Annotated in this window: 24 protein-coding genes; 13 read left to right on the top strand and 11 right to left on the bottom strand. The window is 68.5% G+C overall.

Going from position 1 to position 26,083, the window contains the following annotated elements; all coding sequences use genetic code 11:
* Positions 1-3: 3 nt before the first annotated feature.
* From ASC91_RS24990 to ASC91_RS24960, 7 genes are all read left to right on the top strand, one after another.
* Entirely contained in the window at positions 4-795 is a 792-nt protein-coding gene (locus ASC91_RS24990; protein WP_056203733.1) for an SDR family oxidoreductase, read from the top strand.
* Positions 796-802: 7 nt separating this feature from the next.
* The gene (locus ASC91_RS24985) at positions 803-1,240 is read left to right on the top strand and encodes a PaaI family thioesterase (RefSeq protein WP_056203730.1); all 438 of its coding nucleotides are present in this window, start codon (positions 803-805) and stop codon (positions 1,238-1,240) included.
* Between the two features lie 133 nt (positions 1,241-1,373).
* Entirely contained in the window at positions 1,374-1,754 is a 381-nt protein-coding gene (locus ASC91_RS24980) for a YXWGXW repeat-containing protein (RefSeq protein WP_056204470.1), read from the top strand.
* A 285-nt stretch (positions 1,755-2,039) separates the two neighbouring features.
* Complete coding sequence (locus tag ASC91_RS24975) at positions 2,040-2,681, top strand: RpiB/LacA/LacB family sugar-phosphate isomerase (protein WP_056203727.1); 642 nt, start codon at positions 2,040-2,042, stop codon at positions 2,679-2,681.
* A gap of 40 nt (positions 2,682-2,721) precedes the next feature.
* Positions 2,722-5,043 (top strand): DEAD/DEAH box helicase, encoded by a 2,322-nt coding sequence (locus tag ASC91_RS24970; protein ID WP_056203724.1) that lies wholly within the window; start codon positions 2,722-2,724, stop codon positions 5,041-5,043.
* Between the two features lie 56 nt (positions 5,044-5,099).
* Positions 5,100-5,471, top strand: coding sequence for a hypothetical protein (locus ASC91_RS24965; RefSeq protein ID WP_056203721.1), 372 nt, complete (start codon positions 5,100-5,102; stop codon positions 5,469-5,471).
* On the top strand, positions 5,468-7,576 hold the full coding sequence (locus ASC91_RS24960; RefSeq protein WP_056203718.1) for a hypothetical protein: 2,109 nt from the start codon (positions 5,468-5,470) through the stop codon (positions 7,574-7,576). The genes ASC91_RS24965 and ASC91_RS24960 overlap by 4 nt, the downstream gene beginning before the upstream one ends.
* A gap of 45 nt (positions 7,577-7,621) precedes the next feature.
* Here the strand turns inward: ASC91_RS24960 and ASC91_RS24955 are convergent, their stop codons facing one another.
* The 3 genes from ASC91_RS24955 to ASC91_RS24945 form a co-directional block, all read right to left on the bottom strand.
* Positions 7,622-9,112 (bottom strand): tripartite tricarboxylate transporter permease, encoded by a 1,491-nt coding sequence (locus tag ASC91_RS24955; RefSeq protein WP_394326338.1) that lies wholly within the window; start codon positions 9,110-9,112, stop codon positions 7,622-7,624.
* A 10-nt stretch (positions 9,113-9,122) separates the two neighbouring features.
* The gene (locus ASC91_RS24950; RefSeq protein ID WP_056203715.1) at positions 9,123-9,632 is read right to left on the bottom strand and encodes a tripartite tricarboxylate transporter TctB family protein; all 510 of its coding nucleotides are present in this window, start codon (positions 9,630-9,632) and stop codon (positions 9,123-9,125) included.
* Between the two features lie 257 nt (positions 9,633-9,889).
* The gene (locus ASC91_RS24945; RefSeq protein ID WP_056203712.1) at positions 9,890-10,852 is read right to left on the bottom strand and encodes a tripartite tricarboxylate transporter substrate binding protein; all 963 of its coding nucleotides are present in this window, start codon (positions 10,850-10,852) and stop codon (positions 9,890-9,892) included.
* Positions 10,853-11,042: 190 nt separating this feature from the next.
* Between ASC91_RS24945 and ASC91_RS24940 the strand changes: the two genes are divergently transcribed.
* Both ASC91_RS24940 and ASC91_RS24935 read left to right on the top strand, forming a co-directional pair.
* On the top strand, positions 11,043-11,723 hold the full coding sequence (locus ASC91_RS24940; protein WP_056203711.1) for a response regulator transcription factor: 681 nt from the start codon (positions 11,043-11,045) through the stop codon (positions 11,721-11,723).
* A 10-nt stretch (positions 11,724-11,733) separates the two neighbouring features.
* The gene (locus ASC91_RS24935; RefSeq protein WP_056203708.1) at positions 11,734-13,164 is read left to right on the top strand and encodes a sensor histidine kinase; all 1,431 of its coding nucleotides are present in this window, start codon (positions 11,734-11,736) and stop codon (positions 13,162-13,164) included.
* Between the two features lie 7 nt (positions 13,165-13,171).
* On the opposite strand, the gene ASC91_RS24930 is transcribed toward ASC91_RS24935, so the two are convergent.
* The gene (locus tag ASC91_RS24930) at positions 13,172-13,903 is read right to left on the bottom strand and encodes a siderophore-interacting protein (protein ID WP_056204464.1); all 732 of its coding nucleotides are present in this window, start codon (positions 13,901-13,903) and stop codon (positions 13,172-13,174) included.
* A 36-nt stretch (positions 13,904-13,939) separates the two neighbouring features.
* Between ASC91_RS24930 and ASC91_RS24925 the strand changes: the two genes are divergently transcribed.
* A complete protein-coding gene (locus tag ASC91_RS24925; RefSeq protein ID WP_056204460.1) occupies positions 13,940-14,410 on the top strand; it encodes a MarR family winged helix-turn-helix transcriptional regulator in 471 nt (156 codons plus the stop codon).
* A gap of 6 nt (positions 14,411-14,416) precedes the next feature.
* Here ASC91_RS24925 and ASC91_RS24920 read toward each other — a convergent pair whose 3' ends face one another.
* Complete coding sequence (locus tag ASC91_RS24920) at positions 14,417-15,421, bottom strand: aldo/keto reductase (RefSeq protein WP_056203707.1); 1,005 nt, start codon at positions 15,419-15,421, stop codon at positions 14,417-14,419.
* Positions 15,422-15,491: 70 nt separating this feature from the next.
* Positions 15,492-16,412, bottom strand: a complete 921-nt coding sequence (locus ASC91_RS24915) for a LysR family transcriptional regulator (RefSeq protein ID WP_157282080.1) — start codon at positions 16,410-16,412, stop codon at positions 15,492-15,494.
* Between the two features lie 88 nt (positions 16,413-16,500).
* Between ASC91_RS24915 and ASC91_RS24910 the strand changes: the two genes are divergently transcribed.
* The gene (locus ASC91_RS24910; protein ID WP_235532099.1) at positions 16,501-17,841 is read left to right on the top strand and encodes an aspartate aminotransferase family protein; all 1,341 of its coding nucleotides are present in this window, start codon (positions 16,501-16,503) and stop codon (positions 17,839-17,841) included.
* A 21-nt stretch (positions 17,842-17,862) separates the two neighbouring features.
* Positions 17,863-19,353, top strand: a complete 1,491-nt coding sequence (locus ASC91_RS24905) for a CoA-acylating methylmalonate-semialdehyde dehydrogenase (protein WP_056203701.1) — start codon at positions 17,863-17,865, stop codon at positions 19,351-19,353.
* Between the two features lie 28 nt (positions 19,354-19,381).
* Here ASC91_RS24905 and ASC91_RS24900 read toward each other — a convergent pair whose 3' ends face one another.
* The 5 genes from ASC91_RS24900 to ASC91_RS24880 form a co-directional block, all read right to left on the bottom strand.
* A complete protein-coding gene (locus ASC91_RS24900) occupies positions 19,382-20,149 on the bottom strand; it encodes a LytTR family DNA-binding domain-containing protein (protein WP_056203698.1) in 768 nt (255 codons plus the stop codon).
* Positions 20,146-21,174 (bottom strand): sensor histidine kinase, encoded by a 1,029-nt coding sequence (locus tag ASC91_RS24895; protein WP_056203695.1) that lies wholly within the window; start codon positions 21,172-21,174, stop codon positions 20,146-20,148. The genes ASC91_RS24900 and ASC91_RS24895 overlap by 4 nt, the downstream gene beginning before the upstream one ends.
* A 9-nt stretch (positions 21,175-21,183) precedes the next feature.
* Positions 21,184-21,873: a hypothetical protein gene (locus tag ASC91_RS24890; RefSeq protein WP_056203693.1), complete on the bottom strand. Its 690-nt coding sequence runs from the start codon at positions 21,871-21,873 to the stop codon at positions 21,184-21,186.
* Between the two features lie 48 nt (positions 21,874-21,921).
* Positions 21,922-22,590, bottom strand: coding sequence for a hypothetical protein (locus ASC91_RS24885; protein WP_056203688.1), 669 nt, complete (start codon positions 22,588-22,590; stop codon positions 21,922-21,924).
* Between the two features lie 169 nt (positions 22,591-22,759).
* Positions 22,760-24,289 carry a tryptophan halogenase family protein gene (locus tag ASC91_RS24880; RefSeq protein WP_056203685.1) on the bottom strand — a complete coding sequence of 510 codons (1,530 nt, stop codon included), beginning with the start codon at positions 24,287-24,289 and terminating at the stop codon, positions 22,760-22,762.
* Positions 24,290-24,411: 122 nt separating this feature from the next.
* On the opposite strand from ASC91_RS24880, the gene ASC91_RS24875 reads away from it, so the two are divergent.
* The gene (locus ASC91_RS24875; protein ID WP_162247863.1) at positions 24,412-26,031 is read left to right on the top strand and encodes a hypothetical protein; all 1,620 of its coding nucleotides are present in this window, start codon (positions 24,412-24,414) and stop codon (positions 26,029-26,031) included.
* The last annotated feature ends 52 nt before the right edge of the window (positions 26,032-26,083 follow it).

The following is a 26,083-nucleotide window of genomic DNA, read 5'->3' as shown; positions in this document are numbered from 1 at the left end:
ACCATGAGCACCAAAGTCCAAGACCTCTTCGACCTGAGCGGCCAGGTGGCCCTCGTCACCGGCGGCTCGCGCGGCCTGGGCCTGCAGATCGCCGAAGCGCTCGGTGAAGCTGGCGCCAAGATCATGCTGACCTCGCGCAAGGCGGCCGACCTGGAGGAGGCCGCGGCCCACCTGCAGGCGCGCGGTATCGACACCCGCTGGATCGCAGCCGATGCGTCCAAGCCTGAGGACGCACAGCGCGTCGTCAGGGAGACGATGGAGCGACTCGGCCAGATCGACATCCTCGTCAACAACGCCGGCGCGAGCTGGGGTGCACCCGCCGAGGAACACCCCATCGAGGCCTGGGACAAGGTCATGGACCTCAACATCCGCAGCCTTTTCGTCTTTGCGCAAGCGGTGGCCAAGGCCAGCATGATCCCGCGCAAGTCGGGCCGCATCATCAACGTGGCCTCCATCGCCGGCCTGGGCGGCAACTCGGCCGTCATGAAGACCATTGCCTACAACACCAGCAAGGGCGCGGCCGTGAACTTCACGCGCGCGCTGGCCGGCGAGTGGGGCCAGTACGGCATCACCGTCAACGCGCTGGCGCCGGGCTTCTTCCCGAGCAAGATGACCAAGGGCCTGATGGCGACCATCGGTGAAGAGCAACTCGCTTCCCACGCGCCGCTGAACCGCATCGGCGATGACGACGATTTGAAGGGCGCGGCCCTGCTGTTTGCGTCCAGGGCCGGCAAGCACATTACCGGCCAGATCCTGGCGGTCGACGGCGGCGTGTCGGCCATCCACGGGGGATGATCGGTCGATGGAGTTCCCGGTCCACATCCCCTTCGTCCAGCAACTCGGCTTCACGCTGCACTCGGTCGGCGACGGCGAGGCCGAGTTGCGGCTGACGATCAGCGAGCAGCACTTGAACTCCTGGCGCGTCGCCCACGGCGGCGTGGTGATGACGCTGCTGGACGTGGCGATGGCGCATGCCGCCCGCAGCGTGAACCGGCACCTGCCGGACCTCGGTCCGGGCGTCGTCACGGTGGAGATGAAGACCAGCTTCATGCGCCCCGGCGAGGGCGAACTGCGCGCGGTGGGCAAGCTGCTGCATCGCTCGACGACCATGGCTTTCTGCGAGGGCTCGGTATTCGGTGCGGGTGACAAGCTCTGCGCCCATGCGACGGGCACCTTCAAATACCTGCGCGCTCTGCCGGCGGGCCGGCAGTTGAAGCCGCTGGGTGGTGAAGGCGACTGAGGCGCTGCGGCAGGCCTCACCCGCCTTCGATCAGTTGGACGCTTTGCACAACTTTGCGGCGCGACGGGCGCTTGTCCGACCACCGCGCGTCGGGGCCAGTCGTTGAATGACCTCCTGTCACTTGGAGATCGTCATGCTCAACAGAACCCTCCTCGCTTCGTGTCTGGTCGCCAGCTGTGCCTTTGGTGCAGCAGCACTCCCGACCGCAGCCGCAGCACAGGTCAGCGTGTCCATCCGGACCGCACCGCCGCCTCCACGTCATGAAGTGATGCCGGGCGCGCGCCGCGGCTATGTCTGGGTGCCCGGCTATTGGAACTGGAACGGCCGCCGCCACGTCTGGCAGCAGGGCGTCTGGGTGAAGGAGCGCCGCGGCTACATGTACAACCAGCCCGCCTGGGAGGAGCGCAACGGCCACTGGGAGCTGCGGCGCGGTGGCTGGGCCCGCGGCGACGCGGACCGTGATGGCGTGCCCAACGGTGCCGACCGCCGGCCCAACGATCCCCACCGCCGCTGATGCTGCGAGGCTCGCATCGCATCGATCGCGGGCTTGAGTGCTTTTATGAAACGGCGTTCCAATATTTGGCGCAAGTGGCACAATGGCGCCAGCGTCAGCACCTCGCTTCGAGGTGCGCGGTTGGCCAGGTTGCTCCATCGGGACCATGCAGTCCCGGCCTTTCGAGGCGGACGCCTGGCATGACGGCCCGCGCTCGAGCCCCTCTGGCTCGAGCAGCCGCGGCCCATGCAACCGGGGTGGCCTGTGCCGCCCCAGCCCCCATTCCGCTACCGAAAGCCACCCGCCATGAAGATCGCCCTCATCATCGAGAACAGCCAGGCCGCCAAGTCCGAGATCGTCCACAACGCCCTCAAGACCGTCGCCGAGCCGCTGGGCCACAGCGTCCACCACTACGGCATGTACGCGCCCGAGGACAAGGCCTCGCTCACCTACGTGATGAACGGCCTGCTCGCCGGCATCCTGCTGAACTCCAAGGCCGCCGACTTCGTCGTCACCGGCTGCGGCACCGGCATGGGTTCCATGCTGGCCTGCAATTCCATGCCCGGCGTCTTCTGCGGCCTGGTCATCGACCCGACCGACGCCTTCCTGTTCGGCCAGATCAACGACGGCAACTGCATGTCCATGCCCTACGCCAAGGGCTTCGGCTGGGCCGCTGAGCTGAACCTGCAGGACTGCTACCGCAAGCTGTTCGAGAACGAGCGCGGCGCCGGCTACCCCAAGGAGCGCGCCGCCATCATGGCCAAGAACCGCGGCATCCTGAAGGACCTGAAGGCCGCGTCCTGCAAGGACATGCTGACCACGCTGAAAGCCGTCGACCAGGACCTGTTGAAGGCCGCCGTGTCGGGCGAGAAGTTCCAGGAACTGTTCTTCACGAACTGCCAGGACGACGCCATCGCCGCCCACATCAAGGGCGTGCTGAAGTCCTGAGTTCGGTCGCGACAGTCTCGCGGGCTGCGAGACTGTCGCCATGCCTGCCGCACCTCCACCTCACCTGACGCTGCGCACGCTGACGCGCGGCGACGGCTTGCTCGGCCTGCGCCCGCGCGGCGCCCTCGGCCCGCGGGGCGAGCAAGTGACGGTGGCGATGCTGGCTGCGGCCGACGTGCAAGCCGAGCTGGCGCTGCTGACGCGTGGCCTGATTGCGCTGGACCCGGCCCTGCTGCAATGGCGCGGCGCGCCGCTGCCTTTGGACGCTTCGCTCTGGACCCTGGTCCAGGAAGAGTTCTTCGGCGACTTCCACGCCGAGAAGGTGCCCGAGTTGCAGGCCCTGGGCTGGCAGGTCACGACCGAGCCGGGCTTTGCCCACCATAGCCAAGCCGTCAGTGGCTGGCAGCTCGGGCTGGCTGAAGACACCGAAGCGCCACCGCCCAGCCGCCGCGTCGAAGGCCTGGGTCTGGAGCGCCGCACCGGCGCTTGGCTGGTCAGCCTGGGCATGGAGGTGGATGGCCAGCGCATCGACCTGGCCCCGCTGATCGCCAACCTGCTGCGCAAGGACAAGCGCTGGCTCGATGCGGTGGCCATCGTCGCCATCGAGGACGACGCCATCGTGTCACTGCGCGCACCTGGTGGCCGGCGCTATCACGCCGTTGCCGCGCCGCTCAAGGCCATCATGCTGGCGCTGCTGGACCTGCTCAAGCCGGTGGAGCTGGAGAAGGGCAAGCCGCTCAAGCTCAATGCCTGGGACGCCGACCGCATCCGCTGCATCGAGGAGGAATCGCGCGGCCGCTGGCAGATCCATGGCGACGCGGGCCTGAAGGCGCTGGGCCAGCGCCTGCTGGCGGCCGGCGCGCCGACTTCGATGGCGCAGCCCGAAGGTCTCGGCCTGCAGCTGCGGCCCTATCAATTGCATGGCCTGGCCTGGCTGCAATACCTTCGCGAGCAGGGCCTCGCCGGCATCCTGGCCGACGACATGGGCCTGGGCAAGACGGCGCAGGCCCTGGCCCACATCTGGACCGAGAAGCAGGCTGGTCGGCTGGACCGCCCGGCCCTCGTCATCGTGCCGACCTCGCTGCTCTTCAATTGGCAGCAGGAGGCGGCGCGCATCGCGCCGGGGCTCAGGCTGATGACCTGGCATGGCGCCGACCGCGAGGCGGCGCAACTCGCCGATACCGACGTCGTGCTCAGCACCTACAACCTCGTCTGGCGCGACCTGCGCAAGCTGTCCGCCCAGCCCTGGCATCTGCTCATCCTCGATGAGGCCCAGGCCGTCAAGAACGCCCAGGCCCGTGCCGCCCGCGCGCTGCGCCGGCTTGACACCCGCCACCGCCTGGCCCTCACCGGCACGCCGCTGGAGAACCACCTCGGCGAGCTGTGGTCGCTGTTCGACCTGCTGATGCCCGGCTTCCTCGGCGACTCGCGCAGCTTCGCGCGCCATTGGCGCAAGCCCATCGAGGTCAACCGCGACGGCCCGCGCGCCCGCCTTCTCGCGGCGCGTGTGCGGCCCTTCATCCTGCGCCGCATGAAGACGGAGGTCGCCACCGAGCTGCCGCCGCTGACCGAGCTGGTCAAGCGCGTCACGCTGGTTGGCCAGCAAAAGCAGCTTTACGAGAGCGTGCGCGTGGCGGCCGACCACATGGTCAGGCGCATCCTGGCCCGCGACGGCTTCAATGCCACCAGCCTGATCAGCGTGCTGGACGCGATGCTGAAGCTGCGCCAGGTCTGCTGCGACCCGCTGCTGCTCAAGGGCGTGGAGATGCCGCCCTTTGTAGAGCGCGCCAAGCTCGAATGGCTGCGCGAGCATCTGCCCGATTTCGTTGCCCAGGGCCGGCGCCTGCTGGTGTTCTCGCAGTTCACCGAGATGCTGGACCTGATTGCCGCTGAGCTGGACCGTCTGGGCCTGCCCCATCTGCGCCTGACCGGCCAGACCGCCGCATCCGCGCGTGGCGAGGTCGTGCGCCGCTTCCAGGCGCGCGAGGAGCCCATCCTGCTGGCCAGTCTCAAGGCCGGCGGCGTGGGCCTGAACCTCACGGCCGCGGACACCGTCATCCACGTCGACCCCTGGTGGAACCCAGCCGTGCAGGCCCAGGCCAGCGCGCGCGCCCACCGCATCGGCCAGGATCAGCCGGTGTTCGTCTACCAGTTGGTGGCCCAGGGCAGCATCGAGGAGCGCATGCTGGAGCTGCAGGCGCGCAAGAAGGCCTTGGCCGACGGCCTGCTCGGCAGCGACGACGGCAGCAGCCTGAGCAAGTTCGGCGAGATGGAACTGAAGCTGCTGCTGGCGCCGCTGGAGGAGGCCGAATCTGGCCTGCGGCAGCCGCCAGCCGCCGACCTTCCCCACTTCTACGGATGACCCCGGCGCGGGCCGGCGGCCTACTCATGCCGGTCAATCAAGATCAGGAGCCAGCCATGACCACCCGAGAACACATCATCACCAACATCAAGGTCGACCTCGTCGTGAATACCAAGGACGATCTGCGCCGCATCGTGTTCGGGCTGGAGAAGGTCAGCGACGACAACGGCCTGCCGACCTGGACCATCCACTTCAAGCTGTTCCGCCGCGATGACAAGGCCGTGGCCTACGGCGAAGCGCGCGTGAGCCTGGACGTGGTCGTCGACAAGGAATTGCACAGCAAGGCCGCCGCCACAGCCACCAACGGCCTGACCGCCACGCAGGCCGCCTTCCTGGCCGGCCCGGCGTCCAACGCGGCGCTCGCGAGCCAGCAGCCCGGCGGCCCAGCGGCCAATGCCACCATCCAGCGCACGCTGATCAAGCGGTGAGACGCCCGCCACTGGGCGCGTGCTGGGCGCTGTCCCTGCCCGCCCTGCTGGCGCCCGCCGTCGCCAGCGCCGGCCCGCAAGCCGGGCAGGCTGCGGTCGTCGTCGGCAATGCCTGTCCGGCCAACGGCGCCTTTGGCGGCATGCCCATCCATGCCGTGGACGTGCAGACGCCGCTGGCCTTCCTGCCCTGGATCCGCGCGGACCTGAACCAGGCGAAGGCCCTGGCCGAGCCGCTGCGCGGCACGCCCTACAGCGCCAGCCAGGTCACGACCGTGTGGAACCAGATCGCGGCGCTGCCCTTCGCCAACCTGGATGTCGAGGCCCGTGTCGGCGGCCGCGTGCTGCCGGTGATGGTCAGCTGCACGCCGCAGGGCCTGGACCTGGTGTTCTTCGTCTACGCCATCAAGGCCTCCCTGTCGGTGGGGCTCACCTGGGAGTCGCGCCAGCGCGAGACGGCAGCGCCGGAGCGCCAGTCCGGGCAGGAGGCCTTGCGGCCAGGCATGCGCCTGCAGCCCCGCCTGGGGTATCGGGCCGGCGAGGGCGCTGGCGCCGGGGTGGCGGCCTTGTACAACCGCAGTGGTGCGGGTGCCGACGCCTACTGGCGCTCGCTCGCCCTCGATGCGTATGCCAGCGATCGGCTGCGCGACGTGGCGCTCGCGCTGGAGGGAGGCCGGGAGCACAGCGACGGCATCTGGGCCCACACGGCCTGGCGGCTGGGCTATGCCGACCAGTCGGTGCCCGCCAAGTCCGTGTCGCGGCTGGGGCAGAACAACCTCGAGGCCCAGGCCTTCGCTCAGACGCATCCGCTGGGCAGCTGGGCGCTGGCGATGCGCCTGGGAGCGGCGCTGGACGCCGGCCAGCATCGCAGCCGCGGCCAGGACGACCCCGCCGCAGGCCTGGTGGCGGACCAGCGCTACCAGTCGCTCAAGCTGATGGCGGGCACCACGGCACGGCTGGCGCGGCAGAGCCTGGCCGCGAGCTATGCGGTCGAGTTCGGCGCCGGCAGCGGCGGCGCGGGCTTGGACTGGGTCAAGCAGATCGTCGACATCGCCCATGAGGGCCGCTGGCTGGTGGCCGACCATCGCAGCCTGTCGCTGGAGACGCGTCTGACGCTGGGCCATCTGCGCGAGGCAGGCCTGGTGCCCCACGGCGCGCGCTTCTTCGCCGGCGGGCGCGAGCAGCCCTTCATCGGCGGCGAGGAATGGCAGATCCGCGCGGCGCCGCTGCTGCGCAGCCTGGGCACCAATGCACTGGCCGGCAGCGCCGCCAGCCCGGGCTATCGGCGCTTCTCGGGCTTAAGCCTGACGGCGGCGCTGCCGGTGTTCAACCAGCCCCTGGTACCGGCCGAGGCTTACCGCGACGCCCAGGTCCGCGCCGCGCTGAACGGCCAGCTGGACTCCGCCGTCGGCGGCCTCGCGGCGGACAACCGCACCACCATGCCGACCTATCTGCAGGCCATTGCGCAACTGCCCAAGGTGCAGCAGACCCTGGCCGCGCTGGATGGCGCCGTGGCCGCCGTGCAGCCCCCTGCGGGCAGCGCCGACAGCGATGCGTTCGCCGCCTGCAAGGGGCAGCTCGCTCAAGCCCAGGACGAGATCACCCAGGTGTTGCAGGAGTCCAGCCTGACGCAGCTTGGCCTGTTCACCGAACTGCTGCCCGGTGAAGACACCGCCAACACCCTGGGGCAGGTGGTGGCGCTTTGCGTGGAGGGCTTCAACGCCGGCCCGCGCGACCCGCGCGTCACGCAGCAAGGCGCCGCGCTGCGCGCCGACGTCGAGCAGCTGGCGCGGTGGTTCGCGGCGGCCGACCCCAAAGTGGCCGAGCGGGACGCGCGCCGCGAGATCGAGCCGGTGCGCCATATCGTCGACACGCTGATGGACGAGATCAATGCCATCGCTATCAGCCCGCTGCTGATGCTGGATGCGGTGAATCTCGGCCCGCGCCTGAGCGGCCCGCGTACCCGCCTTGCCATGGGCACGGGCCTGCGCGTGACGCTGGTGGACAGCGTGGATTTCAGCCTGGGCTACATGGCCAACCTGCGCCGCCAGGCCGGCGAGGCGCGGGGCGCGTTCTTCGTGACGATGCAGTTCAAAGACCCGTTCTGATCCGGGTCCTCGCAGCACGGGACGGGCCCGCCAATCGCGCCGGCGTCAGCGCCGCGCGGCCACCCAGCGCCATGCACGCGGCAGCAGCAGCACGGCGGCCAGCACCACCAGCAGGCCCACGGACAGCGGCCGCTCGATGAAGACGCTCCAGTTCCCGCTGCCGATGGACAGTGCATTGCGCCCCTGGGCCTCGGCCAGGGGGCCGAGGATCATGCCGACGACGATTGGCGCGGTCGGGAAATCGAAGCGCCGCATGACGACGCCCATCAGCCCCAGGCCCAGCATCAGGAAGAGATCGAAGGCGCTCTGGCGCATGCCGTAGACGCCGACGGTGGCAAAGATCAGGATGCCCGCATACAGCTGCGGCCGCGGGATCTTCAGCAGCTTCACCCACAGGCCCACGAGCGGCAGGTTCAGCACCAGCAGCATCACGTTGCCGATGTAGAGCGACGCGATCAGCGCCCACACCAGGGCCGAGGACGTGGTGAACAGTTGCGGGCCGGCCTGGATGCCGTAGTTCTGCAACGCGCTCAGCAGGATGGCCGCAGTGACCGAGGTCGGGATGCCCAGTGTGAGCAGCGGCACCAGGGTCGCGGTGACGGCGGCGTTGTTGGCGGCCTCGGGGCCCGCCACGCCCTCGATGGCGCCGGTGGTGCCGAACTCTTCCTTGTGCTTGCTGAGCTTGCGCTCGGTGGCATAGCTCAGGAAGGTCGGGATCTCTGAGCCGCCTGCGGGGATGGTGCCAAACGGGAAGCCGATGAGGGTGCCGCGCAGCCAGGCCGGCCAGGAGCGCCGCCATTCCTGGCGCGTCATGTGCACGCTGCCCATCTTGTTGAGGTCGGCGGTGCTGCGGCCTTCGTAGAGGGCTAGGTACAGCGTCTCGCCCACGGCGAACAGGCCGACGGCGACGAGCACGGTCTCGATGCCGTCCATGAACTCGGGCACGCCGCCGGTGTAGCGCACCTGGCCGGTGATCTGGTCCAGGCCGATCAGGCCCAGCGCCAGGCCGATGAAGAGGGACGTCATGCCGCGCAGCGTGCTCTTGCCCAGCACGGCGCTGACCGTCGTGAAGGCCAGCAGCATCAACAGGAAATACTCCGGCGGGCCGAGGGTGACGGCGAAGTCTGCGACGAGGGGTGCGAACAGCGTGACGAGCACGGTGGCGATGGTGCCGGCCACGAAGGAGCCGATGGCCGCGGTGGCCAGGGCAGCGCCGGCGCGGCCGCTCTTGGCCATCTTGAAGCCTTCCAGTGCCGTCACCATGGTGCCGGTCTCGCCGGGGGTGTTGAGCAGGATGGAGGTCGTCGAGCCGCCGTACATCGCGCCGTAGTAGATGCCGGCGAAGAAGATCAGCGACGCCGTCGGTTCCACCTGGGTCGTGATGGGCAGCAACATGGCCACCGTCACCGCGGGGCCCAGGCCCGGCAGCACGCCGATGGCCGTGCCGATGACGCAGCCGAGGAAGGCCCACATCAGGTTGATGGGCGTGCCGGCGGTGGCGAAGCCGCCGAGCAGTTGGTTCCAGAGATCCATCATGGTGTTTTCCTCACAGCCAGCCGCTGGCCGTCAGGCCGGGCAGGTTGATCGCCAGCAGCTTGGTGAAGAGCCAGAACACCGGCGCCGCGATGCAGATGCCGGTCGCAAGGTCCAGCAGGCCACGCTTGATTGCGCCGCCCGTCTTGCCTTCCGAAATTCGCAGGCCGCGCACGGCGAATGCAAAGCACAGCGCGCAGGACAGGATGAAGCCCAGCGTCGTGATGAGGCTCGCGTTCAGGATGACGCCAGCGATGACCCAGGCGACGGCCTTCCAATCGCAACGCTCGGCACCCGACGGCGCCTCCATCTCGCGGTAGCCCCCTGTGCGCGCCTCCCAGACAAGCCAGGCGCCGCAGATCATCAGCACCACCGACACCAGCCAGGGCAGGGCGTTCGGCCCGACACCGGCATAACCGGCCTCCGACGAGATGAAGGTCGCGCCGTAGGCCATCACCGCGCCGATCAGCAGGGTGCCGACGCCGACGAATGTCTGGCCGTTGGAAGAGGAATTGCTGCTCATCAGCGATCCTTGTGAATTCGCGGCAGCGCCGCGTGAATTTCGGGCCGAGCGCCGGGCCGCTCCCAAGCCGGCCCGCGATGGCGATGTGCTTGCGGCTCGATGCCGCAAGCATCGCCGTCCCCTCGGGGGCTGAGGCCGGACACGATAAGCCCTGTGGGCTTGTCGTGCCTGCCGAAGAGCTGCGGCATTGCCGCAGCGCGGTCTGCAAGACCGACCAGGCTTGCCGGCGTTCAGCCGGCGCAAGACTGGGCGAGGGGCTAAATCATCCCCGACTTGACCATGATCGCCCGCAACGTCGCGAACTCGCGGTCGACGAAGGCCTCAAACTCGGGGCCGGACAGCAGTGCCGGCGTCCAGCCGTTCTTGTCGATGGATTCCGCCCAGCTCTTGCTCTTGGTGGCCGCGACGACCATGTCCGTCAGCGCCTTGCGCTGCTCGGGCGTGATGCCGGGCGGCGCGTAGACGCCGCGCCAGTTGCCGATCTCGACGTCGATGCCCAGCTCCTTGAGCGTCGGCGCATTCAGGCCCTTGATGCGGGTCGGCGCCGTGACGGCCAGCGCGCGCATCTTGCCGCTCTCGAGATAGGGCTGGAATTCGCTGAAGCCGCTGCCGCCCACCGTGACGTTGCCGCCCAGGATGGCCGCCACCGCCTCGCCACCGCCGCGGAAGGGCACGTAGTTGATCTTGGCCGCGTCCACGCCGACGTCGCGCGCGATCATGGCCGCGGCGACATGCTCGGTCGAGCCGCGCGAGCCGCCGCCCCACTTGACGCTGCCGGCGTCCTTCTTGAGCTGCTCGACGACATCCTTCATCGTCTTCAGCGGCGATGCGGCATGGACGACGTAGACGTTGTATTCGCTGAGCAGCCGCGCAATCGGCGTGGCCTGGGCCAGCGTCACCGGCGGCTTGCCGGTGATGATGCCGCCCAGCATGACGGCGCCCATGACGATGAGGGCATGCGGGTCGCCCTTGCTGGCGTTGACGAACTGCGCCAGGCCCAGGGCGCCGGCGGCGCCGCCCTTGTTCTCGAACTGCACGGAGGACGCGAGGCCCGCGTCCTGCAGTGCCTTGCCCAGTGCCCGGCCGGTGGTGTCCCAGCCGCCGCCGGGGTTGGCGGGGATCATGAGCTTCATGGGCACGCCGGCGGCGTTGGCCTGCAATGGCCAGGCGCCGGCTGCGGCCAGGGCCGCCAGGGACTTCAGGAAGGTATCGCGACGCATTGCTTGTCTCCTTGTCGTCTCGGGGCGTATCCCGCCCCGGCATGATGGCCGAGCCCCTGCGGATGAGGAAGCGGCCGGTTTTCTTTTGCAGCCCGCATGGTTGACGACGAGGCTGTCAATCCGCTGTCCATGGCCTCGGGGTAAACCTCAGCCCCTGTTTCACAGCGCCGCGGTGCTAGCCTGCCGGCCCATGAAGCTGCTGGTGATCGAGGACAACGCCGCGATGCAGACGACGCTGCAGCGCTCTTTCGAGCGGCGCGGCTTCAAGGTCGTCATCTGCGACGACGGCGCGCGGGCGTTGAGCCGCTGGCGCGCCAGCGTGCCGGACGTCGTGCTGCTCGACCTGTCCCTGCCGGGCCAGGATGGGCTGGACGTGCTGTCCCAGGCGCGCGCCGAGGGGTTGACGACGCCGGTCATCATCATCACGGCCCGCGGCACGCTGGGCGACAAGATCCTCGGCCTGAACACCGGCGCCGACGACTACCTGCCCAAGCCCTTCGACCTCGACGAGCTGGAGGCCCGCATCCGCGCGCTGGTGCGCCGCCAGGGCCAGGCCAGCGAGGCCCGGCCCGCCGACGCACCGAGCTTCTGCGGCCTGCGCGCCGATGCCCAGAGTGGCGCCGTCTATCACCATGGCCAGCCGCTGGACCTGGCGCCGCGCGAGGCCGCGCTGCTGCGCGCGCTGCTCGTGGGACCGGGCCAGGCGGTGGCCAAGGACAAGCTCTTCGAACTGGTGTTTGCGGACGCGGCGGATGCACTGCCCGATGCGATCGAAGTCGTGGCCTACCGGCTGCGCAAGCGACTGCCACCAGGAAGCGCCAAGCTCGTGACGTTGCGCGGCCTGGGCTACCTGCTTCAGCCGGACGACTGAGCCGCCTCCGATGAAGCGCCTCGCCGCCCTGTCCATGCGCGCCCGCCTGCTGTGGGGCATCCTGCTGCCCGTCGGCCTGCTGGTGGCCATCAACACGTTCAGTCTTTACCGCGAGACGCTGCGCGCCGTCGACACCGCCTACGACCGCACGCTGCTGGCGTCGGCCAAGGCCATCGGCGAACTGCTCGGCGTGGCGGGCAGCGGCGAGCAGGCGCGGCTGCTGGCGCCCGTGCCGTATTCGGCACTGGAAGCCTTCGAGACCGATGGCCGCAGCCGGCTCTACTTCAAGGTGCGAGGCTTCAAAGGCGAGCTCGTCTCGGGCGACGAGGACCTGCCCGACTGGACGGGCAAGCTGCCCGACCAGGGCGCCTACCAGGCGCTGGTGGACTTCTACGGCGCGCGCTTTCGTGGCGAGCCGGTGCGCATGGCCGTGTTGCTGCAGCCGGTGTCTGGCCAGACCGGCATGGGCCTGGCGACCATCCAGGTTGCCGAGACGCTGCACCTGCGCCGCGGCCTCGCGCGCCAGGTCTTGCTGCACACGCTGTGGCGCCAGGCGCTGCTGCTGGCCGTCATCGCCATCGTCGTCTGGACCGTGGTGCAGCGCGCCACCCGGCCGGTGCGCGAGCTCAGCGCCGCGCTGCGTACGCGTGACGCCGACGACCTCAGCCCGCTGCAGGCGCCTGGCCTGCCCGTCGAGCTGACACCGCTGATCGTCGCCACCAACGAGGCGCTGGCACGACAGGCGCGGCTTCTGGAGCACCAGAAGCGCTTTGTGCGCGACGCCTCACACCAGCTGCGCACGCCGCTGGCCGTGCTGAAGGTGCAGGTGCAGTCCGCCCGCCAGGGTGATGTGGAGCCGCTGCAGGCCCTGGCCGAAATCGACACCACGGTGAACCGCGCCACCCAGCTCGCCAACCAGATGCTGGCCCTGGCGCGCGCCGAACAGATGCGCCAGCCGGGCGAGGCCATGCCGACGCAGGACTGGGCCGAGATCACGCGCGCCGTGGCCCTGGACCTGGCGCCGCTGATCGCCAAGCAGGGCCTGGACTTCGACATCCACACCGAGCCCGCGGCCGTCGAGAGCCACGAGTGGGCGCTGCGCGAGCTGACGCGCAACCTGCTGCACAACGCCATCCAGCACACGCCGGTGGGCGGGCGGCTGGCCATCGCGCTGTCGCTCGACATGGGCATGGCGCAGCTGTTGATTGCCGATGGCGGGCCGGGGCTGACGCCGCAGCAGCAGGAGAGGCTCTTCCTGCCCTTTGCCGTCGGCGATGCGGGCAAGGGATCAGGCCTGGGGCTGGCGATCTGCCTGGCCCTGGTTCATTCCCTGGGCGGCCAGATCGAACTGGTCAATCGGATCGAAGGCGCGCGCGTGTCGGGCCTGGACGCCCGTGTGCGGCTACCGCTGGCTGATTCGCCGCGCGGCCACAAGGCCTGAACTCGGCTCAGGCCTCCAGCGTCTCGTGAAAGGCTGCGGCGCCGGCCTTCCAGTAGGCCGCCACCTTCAGCGCTTCCTTGGGCAAGCCCTTGGCCACGAGCAGGGCCCGCACCGAGGCCATCGCGGACGCTTCACCCGCGGCCCAGGCGAAGCCCTCGCCATCGGGAAGCTTCAGTGCGGCGACGGCGGATTGCAGCGCTTCGGGCGTTTCGACCCAGTTCACTTCCGTCTGCGCACGGCCGGTAAACAGCCGGCGGTCCGCGGCGTCGCCGACCTGCAACACCGTGATGACGCGCGCCTCGGGCGGCAGTTCTTCCAGGCGGCGATGCACCGCTGGCAGGGCGGAGTCGTCACCGATCAGCAGGTGCCAGTCGTAGTCGGTCGGGATGACCATCGAGCCTCGGGGGCCGCCGACCCTGAGGTGTTGGCCAACCGCGGCCTGGCCGGCCCAGTCGGAGGCGGCGCCGGCGCCGTGCAGCGCGAACTCGATCGTCAGCTCGCGGCGCTCGCGGTCGAACGATCGCGGCGTGTAGTCGCGGCGATCCGTTTCACCGAAGAAGAGCTTCACGTGGTCGTCAAAGGAGTCGGACCGGAAGCTCGCCAGGGACTCGCCGTGCAGGGTCACCGAGACGAAGTGCGGGCTGAGCTGCTCGACGCGGCTGACTTCGAGGTCGCGCATCAGCAGTTCATGGCGGACGCGCTGGATGCGGCGCAGAGGCGCCGTGGTGGGGTCGGACATGGTGGGCTGGAACATTGGTTGATAATGTCATCCATCATGCGCAAACAAGTTGATATTGTCAACAATAAGGGCAACCTCGCCGAAGAGGTCGTGGAGAGCGTTCACTCGGTCATGCACCGGTTCCGCTCGCTGCAGTTCCAGGCGCTGAAGGAAGCCGCGCATGACCTGAGCCACATGGAGGCCAAGACACTGGGTTTCTTTGCCTCTCGCCCGGGCGCGACGCAGAGCGAGCTGGTGCAGCACTCTGGGCGCGACAAGGGCCAGGTGGCGCGTTTGATTGCGGGCTTGCGCGAGCGTGGCCTGCTGGAAGCCAGCGCCGATGCGGCCGACAGGCGCAGCGTGCACCTGCAGGTCAGTGCGGCGGGCAAGGCCTTGCAGCAGCAGGTGCGCAAGCAGGCTCAGCGCGTGTCAGCGCAGGCCGTCAGCGGGCTGGACGAGGCGGAGTGCCGGCATTTGCTGGCGCTGCTGGCCAAGCTGCGCGAGAACCTGGCGGCCCCCGGCGGCTGAGCGGCCTCAGCCGGCGGCCTTCTCGAGCGCCAGCGCGGAGTCGACCGCCGCCAGCTCCGCATCGGTCAGTGGCGCTGCCGAGACGATGCCGAGAGCGTCGTCGATCTGGCCCAGCCGGCTGGCGCCAACCAGGATGGACGTCATGCCGGGCTGCCTCAGCACCCAGGTCAGGGCCAGCTGCGCCAGCGTCTGCCCACGCGCATCCGCCAGTGCCTTGAGCGCGCGCAACGCCGCCAGCCGTCCCGGCGTGATGTCGGTGGGCTTCAGGAAGCCGCCCAGCGCGGCGCGTGAGTCGGCAGGGATGGACGAGAGGTATTTCTCCGTCAGCAGGCCCTGGGCCAGTGGCGAGAAGGCGATGCAGCCGATGCCTTCTTCGGCCAGCACCTCCAGCAGGCCACCCTCGACGTGGCGGTCCAGCATGCTGTAGCGCGGCTGGTGGATGACGCAGGGCGTGCCCAGCCGCCGCAGGATGGCGCTGGCTTCGCGGGTCTGCGCGGCCGAGTAGTTGGACAGGCCAACGTACAGCGCCCGGCCGCTGCGCACGGCCTGGTCCAGCGCGCCCATCGTTTCTTCCAGCGGGGTGTCGGGATCGGGGCGGTGCGAATAGAAGATGTCGACATAGGGCAGGCCGAGCCGCTTCAGGCTCGCATCCAGGCTGGCGAGCATGTACTTGCGCGAGCCCCATTCACCGTAGGGGCCCGGGTTCATGCGATAGCCGGCCTTGGTCGAGATGATCAGCTCGTCCCGGTGGGCCTGCAGGTCCTCGCGCAGCACGCGGCCCATGGTCAGCTCGGCCGAGCCCGGCGGCGGGCCGTAGTTGTTGGCGAGGTCGAAGTGGGTGATGCCGCGGTCGAAGGCGCCCAGCAGCATCGTGCGGGCGTTGTCGTAACGGTCGACGTCGCCGAAGTTGTGCCACAGGCCGAGCGACAAGGTCGGCAGCAGCAAACCGCTGCGCCCGCTGCGGCGATAGGGTTGGCGGTCGTATCGCGAGGAATCGGGCGTGTGGCTCATGCGAGATGGAGGGCGCGAGGCCGCTGAAGATGGCGGTGAAGGCAGGAGCGGGATGGTAGTCGCCGCTTCCTCAGGCGTGAGCCGCTTCGAGCGCCTGCACGAGGGTTGCCGCAGCCCGGGTGGGTGCGGGGTCGTGGCGGTAGATGCAGGCGAAGCTGCAGTCATAACTCAGCTCATCGACGGACACGGCGCGCAGGCGGCCGGCGTCGACAAAGGGCTGGGCGTAATGGTCGGGCAGGAAGCCAACAAAGCAGCCGGTCAGGATCAACGTGGCGACGCCTTCCTGGTCGGACGCCGTGGCCGCACGCTCCAGCTTTTGTCGGTGCGTCAGCACCAGGTTGGGCGAGTGGTAGCCCAGGCCCGCCAGTTGCTGGCCTCTCAGGTCCGCCCAGCTCCAGCGGTGGTCGGCCTTGAACCATGGGTGGCTGCTGCCGGCGTAGAGGTGCATCTGCTCGCCGAACAGCGGCCGGTAGGCCAGGCTCTCCGACCTTCGATGCTCCGGGATGACGCCGACCTGGAACTGGCCCGACAGCACGCCCTGCTCGATGTCGGTGATGGTGCCGACATGGATGTGCAGCTTCACGCCCGGTGCCGTCTCGTTGAACTGCGCCAGCGCGCGGTCGATGTGGCAGGCGGGATTGCTGACGGTCTTCTCGAACAGCGCCAGGTGCAGCTCGCCGCCGATCTGGTGGTGGATCTCCTCCAGCCGGGCGCGGAAATCGGTGGTGGCGGACAGCAGTTGCAGCGCCGCCGCGTAGAGCTCGGCGCCCTCGGCCGTCAGCGCAAACCCGGCGCGGCCGCGGCGGCACAGCACCAGGCCGAGGCGCTCCTCCAGGTCCTTGATCTGCCGGCTGATGGTCGGCATGCCGACGTTGAGCTCCAGCTCCGCCGCCGCCATGCCGCCACATTCGACGACGGCCTTGAAGACCCTGAGCAGGCGCAGGTCCACATCGGCAATCTGGCCCGGAAGACGTGCGTCGTTTGGTTTCATTGACCGGCAAGTAGACATGGCGATGTTGTCATTGTCTACAAGCATTGGCCCGGGCACGATGCGGCGCAAACCACTCGCACGAGCAGCCATGACTCAGACCGCCGACCGACCCGCAGGATGGATGGACGCCCACTGGATGCCCTTCACCGGCAACCGGCAGTTCAAGGCCAACCCCCGCATCCTGACCGGCGCCGCCGGCGCCTACTATCGGACCGACGACGGCCGGCAGATCTTCGACGGCCTGTCGGGCCTGTGGTGCACAGGCCTGGGCCACGGGCGAACGGAGATCGTCGACGCCGTCAGCCGCCAAGCGCGCGAGCTGGACTACTCGCCGGCCTTCCAGTTCGGCCACCCGCTGTCCTTCGAGCTGGCCAACAAGATCGTCGAGAAGATGCCTGCGGGGCTGAACCGCGTGTTCTTCACCGGCTCGGGCTCGGAGTCCGCCGACACGGCGCTGAAGATGGCGCGGGCCTACTGGCGTGCCAAGGGCCTGGCGGGCAAGACGCGGCTGATCGGCCGCGCCAAGGGCTACCACGGCGTCAACTTCGGCGGCATCTCGGTCGGCGGCATGGTGGGCAACCGCAAGACCTTCGGCCAAGGCGTGGAGGCCGATCACCTGCCGCACACGCAGCCGCCCAACGGCAGCTTCTTCAAGGGCATGCCGCCACAGGAGGGGCCGATGGGCGCGGCCCTGGCCGACGAACTGCTGCAACTGATCGCACTGCATGACGCGAGCAACATCGCCGCCGTCATCGTCGAGCCGTTCTCGGGTTCGGCCGGCGTCGTCATCCCGCCGGTCGGCTACTTGCAGCGGCTGCGCGAGATCTGCACCGCGCACAACATCCTGCTGATCTTCGACGAAGTTATCACCGGCTTCGGCCGCGCCGGCGCGTGGACGGGCGCCGAGGCCTTCGGCGTGACGCCCGACATCCTGACCGCCGCCAAGCAGATCACCAACGGCGTGCAGCCGTTGGGCGTCGTCGTCGCCAAGCAGGAGATCCACGACACCTTCATGGCCCAGGGCGGGCCCGACTACATGCTGGAGTTCCCGCACGGCTACACCTACTCGGCCCACCCGGTCGCCTGCGCGGCCGGCCTCGCCTCGCTGGACCTGCTGGAGCGCGAGCATGCGCTGCAGCGCGTGAAGGAGCTGGCGCCGATGTTCGAGACGGCCGTGCATGGCCTGAAGGGCGCCAAGCATGTGGCCGACATCCGCAACTTCGGTCTGGCCGCCGGCATCACCGTCACGCCGCTGCCCGGCGAGCCCGCCAAGCGCCCCTTCGACATCGCGATGGCCATGTACGCCAAGGGCTTCTACGTGCGCTACGGCGGCGACACCATCCAGATGGCGCCGCCCTTCATCAGCACGCCCGCCGAGATCGACTCGCTGGTCTCCGCTTTAGGCGACTGCTTCGACGCGACTCTCTGAACTTTTACTCCCAAACATCCCGTGATCACCCATCTCATCAACGGCCAGCAGGTCGACGGCGGCAGCCGCTCGGCCGACGTCTTCAACCCCGCCACCGGCAAGGTCGGCGCGCAGGTCCGCCTGGCGGACCGTGCCACCGTCGAGTCGGCAATAGCCGCCGCGCAAGCCGCATTCCCTGCCTGGCGCAACACGCCGCCGCTCAAGCGCGCCCGCGTGCTGACCCGCTTCAAGGAGCTGCTCGAAGCGCATGCCGACACCATCTGCCGCCTCATCACCGACGAGCACGGCAAGGTGCTGGCCGACAGCCTGGGCGAACTGCAGCGCGGCATCGAGAACGTCGAGTACGCGACCTATGCGCCCGAGCTGCTGAAGGGTGAGCACAGTCGCAACGTCGGCCCGGGCATCGACGCCTGGTCGGAGTTCCAGTCGCTGGGTGTCTGCGCCGGCATCACGCCGTTCAATTTCCCGGCCATGGTGCCGCTGTGGATGTGGCCCATGGCCGTGGCCTGCGGCAACACCTTCATCCTGAAGCCGTCCGAGCGCGACCCGAGCAGCACGCTGTTCATCGCCCAGCTGGCCCAGGACGCCGGCCTGCCGCCGGGCGTGCTGAACGTCGTCAACGGCGACAAGGAGGCCGTGGACACGCTTCTGACCGACCCACGCGTGCAGGCCATCAGCTTTGTCGGCTCGACGCCGATTGCCGAATACATCTACGCCACCGGCACCAGGCACGGCAAGCGCGTGCAGGCGCTGGGCGGCGCGAAGAACCACGCCGTCGTCATGCCCGACGCCGACATCGACAACGCCGTCACGGCGCTGATGGGCGCGGCTTTCGGCTCCTGCGGCGAGCGCTGCATGGCCATCCCGCTGGTCGTCGCGGTGGGCGATGCGACGGCCGATGCCGTGCGCGAGAAGCTCATCGCCGAGATGGCCCGCATGAAGATCGGCTCGGGCCGCGAGGCCGGCTGCGACATGGGACCGTTGGTCACCAAGGCGCATCTGGAGAAGGTGCGTGGCTATGTCGATCAAGGCGTGGAAGAGGGCGCTGAACTCGTCGTCGACGGCCGCGGGCTGACGGTGGCCGGGCACGAGGCCGGCTACTTCCTCGGCCCCTGCCTGTTCGACCGCGTCACGCCCGGCATGCGCATCTACGAGGAAGAGATCTTCGGCCCCGTACTCGGCATCGTCCGCGTCGACAGCCTGCAGGCGGCGATGGCGATGATCGACGCGCACGAGTACGGCAACGGCACCTGCATCTTCACGCGCGACGGCGAGACGGCGCGGCACTTCACTGACCACATCCAGGTCGGCATGGTGGGTGTCAACGTGCCGCTGCCGGTGCCGGTGGCGTATCACTCCTTCGGCGGCTGGAAGCGGTCGCTGTTCGGCGACCTGAACGCCTACGGCCCGGACGCGGTGCGCTTTTACACGCGCCGCAAGCAGATCACTCAGCGCTGGCCGTCGTCGGGCGTGCGCGAAAACGCGGCGTTTGCGTTTCCGTCCAGCAAATGAGGCCGCCGGCGTGTGCCGACACTGCGCGCTACATCGGCTTGAACCGGGGTTGGAAGCTTTGGCTCACCGGCAACCTCGTCTTGCCGTCCTTGAGCAGCACTTCCATGCTGCCCAGGCTGCGGTCCACACGCGCGACGTGGGCCACGTTGATGACGACGGCGCGGTGAATCTGCCAGAACTGCTCCGGGTCGAGTTGCTGCAGCAGTTCGCGCAAGGACAGGCGCAGCAGGTATTCGCCTTCCGCGGTGAAGGCGCAGGTGTACTTGTTGTCGCTGCGGAAATGGCTCACATCCGCCACCATCACAAGGTGCAAACGTTCGCCCTGTGAAGCCTGCAGCCAGCGCAGCGGCGCGCTGGGCACGGCAGGGGCGCTGGATGGCAAGGAGGGTGGCGCCCACTGCTGCAACCAGCGCGCCAACTCGGCCGGCGGCAACTGCAGGCGCTGCTGCAGGCGCTGCACCGTCTCGCGCAGGCGCTCGGTGGCCAGCGGCTTGAGCAGGTAGTCCACCGCGCCCTGGTCGAAGGCGGTCACCGCGTGCGCGTCGTAGGCGGTGACGAAGACGATGTGGCACAGGCCCTTGATGCGCCGCGCCAGCTGCAGGCCGTCCAGCCCGGGCAGGCGGATGTCGACGAAGACGATGTCGGGCCGCAGTTCCAGCACCAGGGCCAGGCCGCGTTCGCCGTCCTCGGCCTCGGCCAGCACTTGCAGCTGCGGCCACAGCTCGGCCAGGCCCTCGCGCAGGCGCTGGCGTGGCAAGGCTTCGTCTTCGATCAGGAGAGCGGTGGGGTGCTTCATCGGGTCTCGGGAATGTTCCAGGGCAGCTCGATGCGCGCGCAGACGCCGCCCGTGGAACGCTGTTGAACACTCAAGCGCGCCGCCTCGCCGTACAGGCCAGCCAGGCGGTCACGCACATTGGCCAGGCCCAGGCCCTGACCGTTGACCGGCCCCGACTCAGCCGCCTGCAGGCCCACGCCATCGTCGCGCACCTCCAGCATGAGGCGCTCGCCCTCGCGCCGAGCGTCGAGTTCGATGCGCCCGCCTTGCGGCTTGGGCTCGATGCCGTGGCGCACCGCGTTCTCCACCAGCGTCAGCAGCATCAGCGGTGGCAGTTCGTGGTCTTCGCAGCCGGGCTGGACGTCCAGGCCGAAGCGCAGGCGCTCGCCCAGCCGTGTGGACATCACCGTGAGGTAGGCGCATGCCAGCTCGAACTCGCGCTCCAGCGTGCTCATGGGCTCGCGCAGCGAGGGCAGGGCCAGGCGCAGGTAGTCGTGCAGCTCACCGAGAAAGCGCTCGGCCGTGGCCGGTTGGCTGCGGATCAGCTGCTGCAGGCTGGCCAGCGCGTTGAACAGGAAATGCGGCTCGACCTGGGCCTGCAGCGCCTTCAGTTCGGTCAGGCTGACCTGGCGCGACAGCTCGGCCATCGCCGCGGTGTGTTCGGCGTGCGCCAGGCGCAGCGCCAAGGCCTGCTCCTCACGCCAGCGCCACCAGCGGGCCGGCAGATGCATCAGCAGCGCGAAGGCGAAGGCCGGCAGCCAGGGCCGCCACATCGCCAGCGGGTTCTGCCATTGCGCCAGGTCGACGGCCGGCAGCAGCAACGTCCCCGCCGCGGCGCCCAGAGCGGCGGCCAGCGGCACCGCCAGCGGCCACCAGCGCCAGTTGAGCGTGAACCAGGCGGCGCTGTAGGCCAGCCAGAGTTGGGCGGCCGGGGCCAGCCAGCGGGCGTAGGGCCAGATCCAGTGCAACAGGGCCCAAGCCGCCCAGAACAGTAGGGCGGGGAGGAGGGCAGGAAGCAAGGCGCGGCGCAGCGGCGGGCGTGGCATGGCCAGCCTTCAGTCCAGCGCCGCGTTCAGCAGCGGCGAGGGCGGCTTTTTCGCCATCTCCGCCATGTGCTCTGCATCGGCACGGCGCGCCGACTGCAGGTCGACGCCGATCTTCGTCGTGGTCGTCGGCACCTCGTTGCCGACGACCTGGAACTGCAGGTTGCGGGCCCAGACCTGGCCCTCACCGACCAAGCCGAGGCCGAGGATGACTTGCGGTGCGTCGGCTGGCACGTCGAACACGACACTGACGTCATGCCAGTCCCCATCGCTCGCGACCGCCATGCCAGCGGGCAGCAGCGCTTCCGCACCGGGCTGGGCCACCACGATCCGGTTCAGCAGGATCACATCGCCCTGGCCGAGAAAGAGCCCGGCCCATCCCTTCACAGCGTCGGCCCGCAACTGGCCGCTGAAGCGCAGCCGCTTGCCCGCGTAGCCATACAGGGACTGGTGCGCCGCACCCATGTCGACGACCCAAGGCTCGGTTGGTGCCACGAAGCGGACCGTCAAGTTGGGGCTACCGACTGCGTCGCTGGCGGGATCGATGCCGACTTCATAGCCGTTCGAAGCCGACAGCGTGGCTTCGGAGAAGATGAATGTGTTGTGGGCAAGCCAGCCAGAGGGCATGCGCGGCGGGGTGGCGGCGCCGACGCTGAGCACGATAGCGGCCAGCGGGGCGAGAAAAAGAGTGCGGTAGTCCATGTTCGGTGCCTTGGAGAGGGTTCTGATGGAAGGGCAGCCTGCGCGTCGTTACTGCAGCGACAGGTTTTGCGGTGGCGTGGCGCCCCAATTGCGCATCTGCTTCTCGACCCACTCCCCGTTGGCCTTGTTCAGGGCAGCTGCCTCGGCGCCAAAGCGGTGGGTGGTGACCGGCACTTCTCGCCCGACGATCTCCAGCTTGAACCCGCGCGCCCAGACCTGGCCGTTGCCGATCAGGGCCAGGCCGACGGTGGCAATGCCACCGCTTGCCGCGGAGATGTCGGCCACGACGCTCACATCACACCAATCTGGGCAGCCGGCAGCGCCGCGTGGCGCCACGGCTCCGGCTTCGACTTCCTGGAGGTCCGGCACGTGATAAAACGGATGGATGCCCGAACCGACCACGAGCCCGGCCCACTGATCGACGCCAGCCGTCTTCACCTGCGCGGAAAAGCGTATGCGTCGGTCCGCATACCCCGTGAGTCCTTGGAAGATGCTGCCGATCTGGTGGGCCTTGCGCTCGCCGATGGCTTTGACGGTGAGGGCGCGCTGGCTGCTGTTCTCCGTCTCGGGGGCCACGCCGGCTTCGTGCGTCGGGCTGTTGAGTCCATCCCAACCGGCAAAGGAGACCCAGCCGGTCGGCTGGCGCAGCGTTTCGGCACCGCTGGCGGTCAGCACCAAGGCAACCAGTGGAATGGTCAAAAGGGCTCGGTAGTCCATCGGTTCTTCCTTTCAGTTTGGGAGGGACGACCGCAGTGTGTTCAACCCGTGCCGGCGCGGCCGAGATGATGCGACAGGCCAGCGCAGCGGCTGACGAGGCAGCCTGCGCGGCGACGGGTGACTTCGACGCAAAGACCGGGGCTGCCCCTCGTCGGGGGCGCCACGCGCGTCAGGCCTTCGGCGGGGCGGAGATCCTGCCCAGGAAGTCCGCGTGCGACGGCATGGATGCCACCGTGCGCGAGATCGAGCTGTGCACCGAATGAAGGTGCCGGCGGATCAGCTGCGGGTCCACCAGGTCGATATACGGGTCGTACCTCTCGGGATAGACGCCCAGGCCCAGCAGGATCGACGCCCACGACGGTTCGGCAAAGCCTTCCGGCTCGATCACGGCGACGCGGCCGGTCTTGCGGAACAGGTCGATCTGGTGGGCGAGATCGTCGGGAATGGGCATGTCGGCGCAGTAGCGCCAGAACTCGCTGTCGCGCCGCTCGCCCAGCTTGTAGTGAAGGATGATGAAGTCGCGCACGGACTCGTAGCGATAAGCCATCTGCCGGTTGAACTCGTCGGCCAGTGCCGGCTGGAACGACTGGTCAGGCAGCATGGCCGTCAGGCGGCTGACGGCGTCCATGATGAGATGCAGGCTGGTGGATTCCAGCGGTTCCAGGAAGCCGGACGACAGGCCGATGGCCACCACGTTCTTCACCCAGCCCTGCTTGCGTCGCCCAGTGACAAAGCGCTGTTGCCGAGGCTCGTCGAGGGCCTTGCCGTCCAGGTTGTCCAGCAGCGTGCGCTGCGCCTCGTCATCGCTCAGGTAGCCGCTGCAATAGACCAGCCCGTTGCCCGTGCGGTGCTGCAGCGGGATTCGCCATTGCCATCCGGCCGTGCGTGCGGTCGACCGCGTGTAGGGCGTCATGGGGCCGGCGCGCTCGCAGGGCACGGCCAGCGCGCGATCACAGGGCAGCCAGCGGCTCCAGTCTTCATAGGGCGACTTCATCGCACCGTCGATCAGCAGGGCGCGAAAGCCGGAGCAGTCGATGAAGAGATCGCCCTCCACCCGGCGCCCGTCGCTCAGGTGCAGTGCCGCCACGAAACCATCTTCGGGCCGCGTCTCGACGCGCGTGATGGTGCCCTCGACGCGCTTGGCGCCATGCTTGAGGGCGTACTCGCGCAGGTAGGCACCGTACAGCGATGCATCGAAGTGAAAGGCGTAGTCGAAGGCATTGGAAGGCGACGGCTCGCCGGGCGTCGGCGGCACAAAACGCATCTGCCGGGCCATCACCGTCGCAGTCGACCATTCCTCGTAGGAGGGGAGTTGGTCTCCCAGCGCCTGCAGACGGAGCCAATAGGCCCACAGCGGTCGGTTGTGGATGGCTGGGCCAAAGCCGCCAAAGCCGTGGAAGAAGCGATTGCCGATCCGGCCCCAGTCCTGGAACTCGATGCCGAGCTTGAAGGTGGCGCGCGTGCTGCGGACGAAGTCTGCCTCGTCGATTCCCAGAAGCTGGTTGTAGAACTGGATGGTTGGCAACGTCGCTTCGCCGACCCCCACAGTGCCGATGTCCGCCGACTCCACCAGCGTCACCTCGCAATGCTGATCCGGTTGGTCAGGCCGGCACAGCATCCGCGCCAGCGGGGCGGCGGTGATCCAGCCGGCGCTGCCGCCGCCGACGATGACGATCCGCTGAAGTGGACGATTTCGCACAAAAAGTCTCCAAAAAAAAACAGATCTGGTCTGTCCGGGAGTTTGCCCTATGTCTCTTTGGTCTTACCAGTTGTACGCTTGGCGCAGGCATCGGAAAGCATTTCTGACAGACGGCGCGGTTCATGGTGCGCTCGCCAGCCTTGGAACAGGGTGACAAAGACGCAACGGGCGGCTTTCTCTCACCGGCCAATAGTTGGTGCAACGACCGAACCAAGTCGCCGTCAGTGAGGCGGGGCGAGCCGATCTCAAGGAGCAGCGTCGCTGCAGAGCAAGTTCTGCAGCCGGGTGCCCAGTTATTTCAGAACAGGAGACATAAAGTGACGAAAAAGATGGTTCCGCAGGCCCGGAAGTTGACCGTTATTGCGGCTTGCGCTTTTCTGGCCTCCTGCGGTGGCGGTGGCGGTGGCGGTGGCGGTGGCGGCTCAGAGGGCCGCTACCAGGTCATAACTCTCAAATATCCGGGTGGCGCCATAGGCGGCACGCTGCTGAATCCCCCGACGACTTTGTCAGCCACGGCCACATCCGGGCTGCCGGTCAGCTTCCGAACCGGCACACCCACCACCTGCACGGTCGCTGGTGACAAGCTGACGCTGGTGGCCGCGGGTGAGTGCCTGGTCATCGCCAGCCAGCCCGGCGGGGCCGGTTCGGATGGCACCCAATGGGCCGCTGCCGACGATGCGAGCCAGCTGTTCAATGTGTTGAAGCATGCGCAGGTGGTTGATTTCACCCCGCCGGACTACGTCCTCAGCGCGGCAACGAAGTCCATCGCGCTCAGCGCGACCTCGGGCTCAGGGCTGCCGGTCACTTTCTCCAGCGACACGCCTGCGGTCTGTACCGTCAGCGGCAGCACGCTCCAGTTGCTGGCCAAGGGCTCCTGCGCGGTGTCGGCGAAGCAAGCCGGCAATGAGAGCTACAAGGAGACGACGACGCAGCGCTATATCGCCGTCGACCCGCTGCTCATTGCCGACGGCTTCGCGCCGGGAGGTGGTCGCGGAACAATGAACAACCTAGTCACCAAGCAGGGCGGCAACGTCTGGGTGAACCCGTGGGACAGCGCGCTCAACGCTGGCTGGGAGTGGTGCGATGCGAGCGCGGGCGACTGGTGCTACAGCAAGGTCTCCACCGATGGCTCCACGCTCGATTCGGCCCTGCATATCCCGGACACCATGTTCACCGGCGGCTGGCAATACGGCTTCAACCGCATCGACATCTTTGCGCCTGGCCTGAGTGGCTTCAATTCGTCGGGCGACACGGTGGGTGGACTGCAGGTAACCACCGAGAAGGCGTTGGGCTTCACCATGGGCTTGGGCCTTGATCTCTACTCGTCGAACAAGCCCATCGTCGTGCACCTGGACCTGGGCAAGCGCAACAACGGCTGCAACGTCAGGCTGAGCACCTTGGTGTGGGCCCCATTGCCGGGGTTGCTCAGCTACGGCGTGCCGCTTGACAACTTCGCGGTGACCGATGCCTGCGGCCTGTCGGGCGTCACCACGGCGTCGCTTGACGACGACGTGCGCAAGCTGCCGAACCCTTTTGACAGCACGGGCGCCCCCGTCAACGCCGCCGCGTTCAAGGCGGCCCTGGACAAGATGGCGGCCTCGCGCGCCTCGGCTGCGACGCTGCTGCAGTCCTCCAACGTCGTGCGCACGCGCTTCTGGTTGATGGACGCGAACGTGGACAAGAAAACCGCGGGCATCTACGCGTCCGACTTGACCATCAAGGGCGCCATCACCATCCAGTAACCCAGGCCGCGAGCGGCGTTGCGTGTCAGCGACCGGCCCCGTGTTGATCGGG

Source organism: Pelomonas sp. Root1237 (assembly GCF_001425055.1).
Taxonomy (GTDB): Bacteria; Pseudomonadota; Gammaproteobacteria; order Burkholderiales; family Burkholderiaceae_C; genus Pelomonas.
Note: the sequence above shows the minus strand (reverse complement) of the source record. Positions and strands in the feature narration are given on the sequence as shown.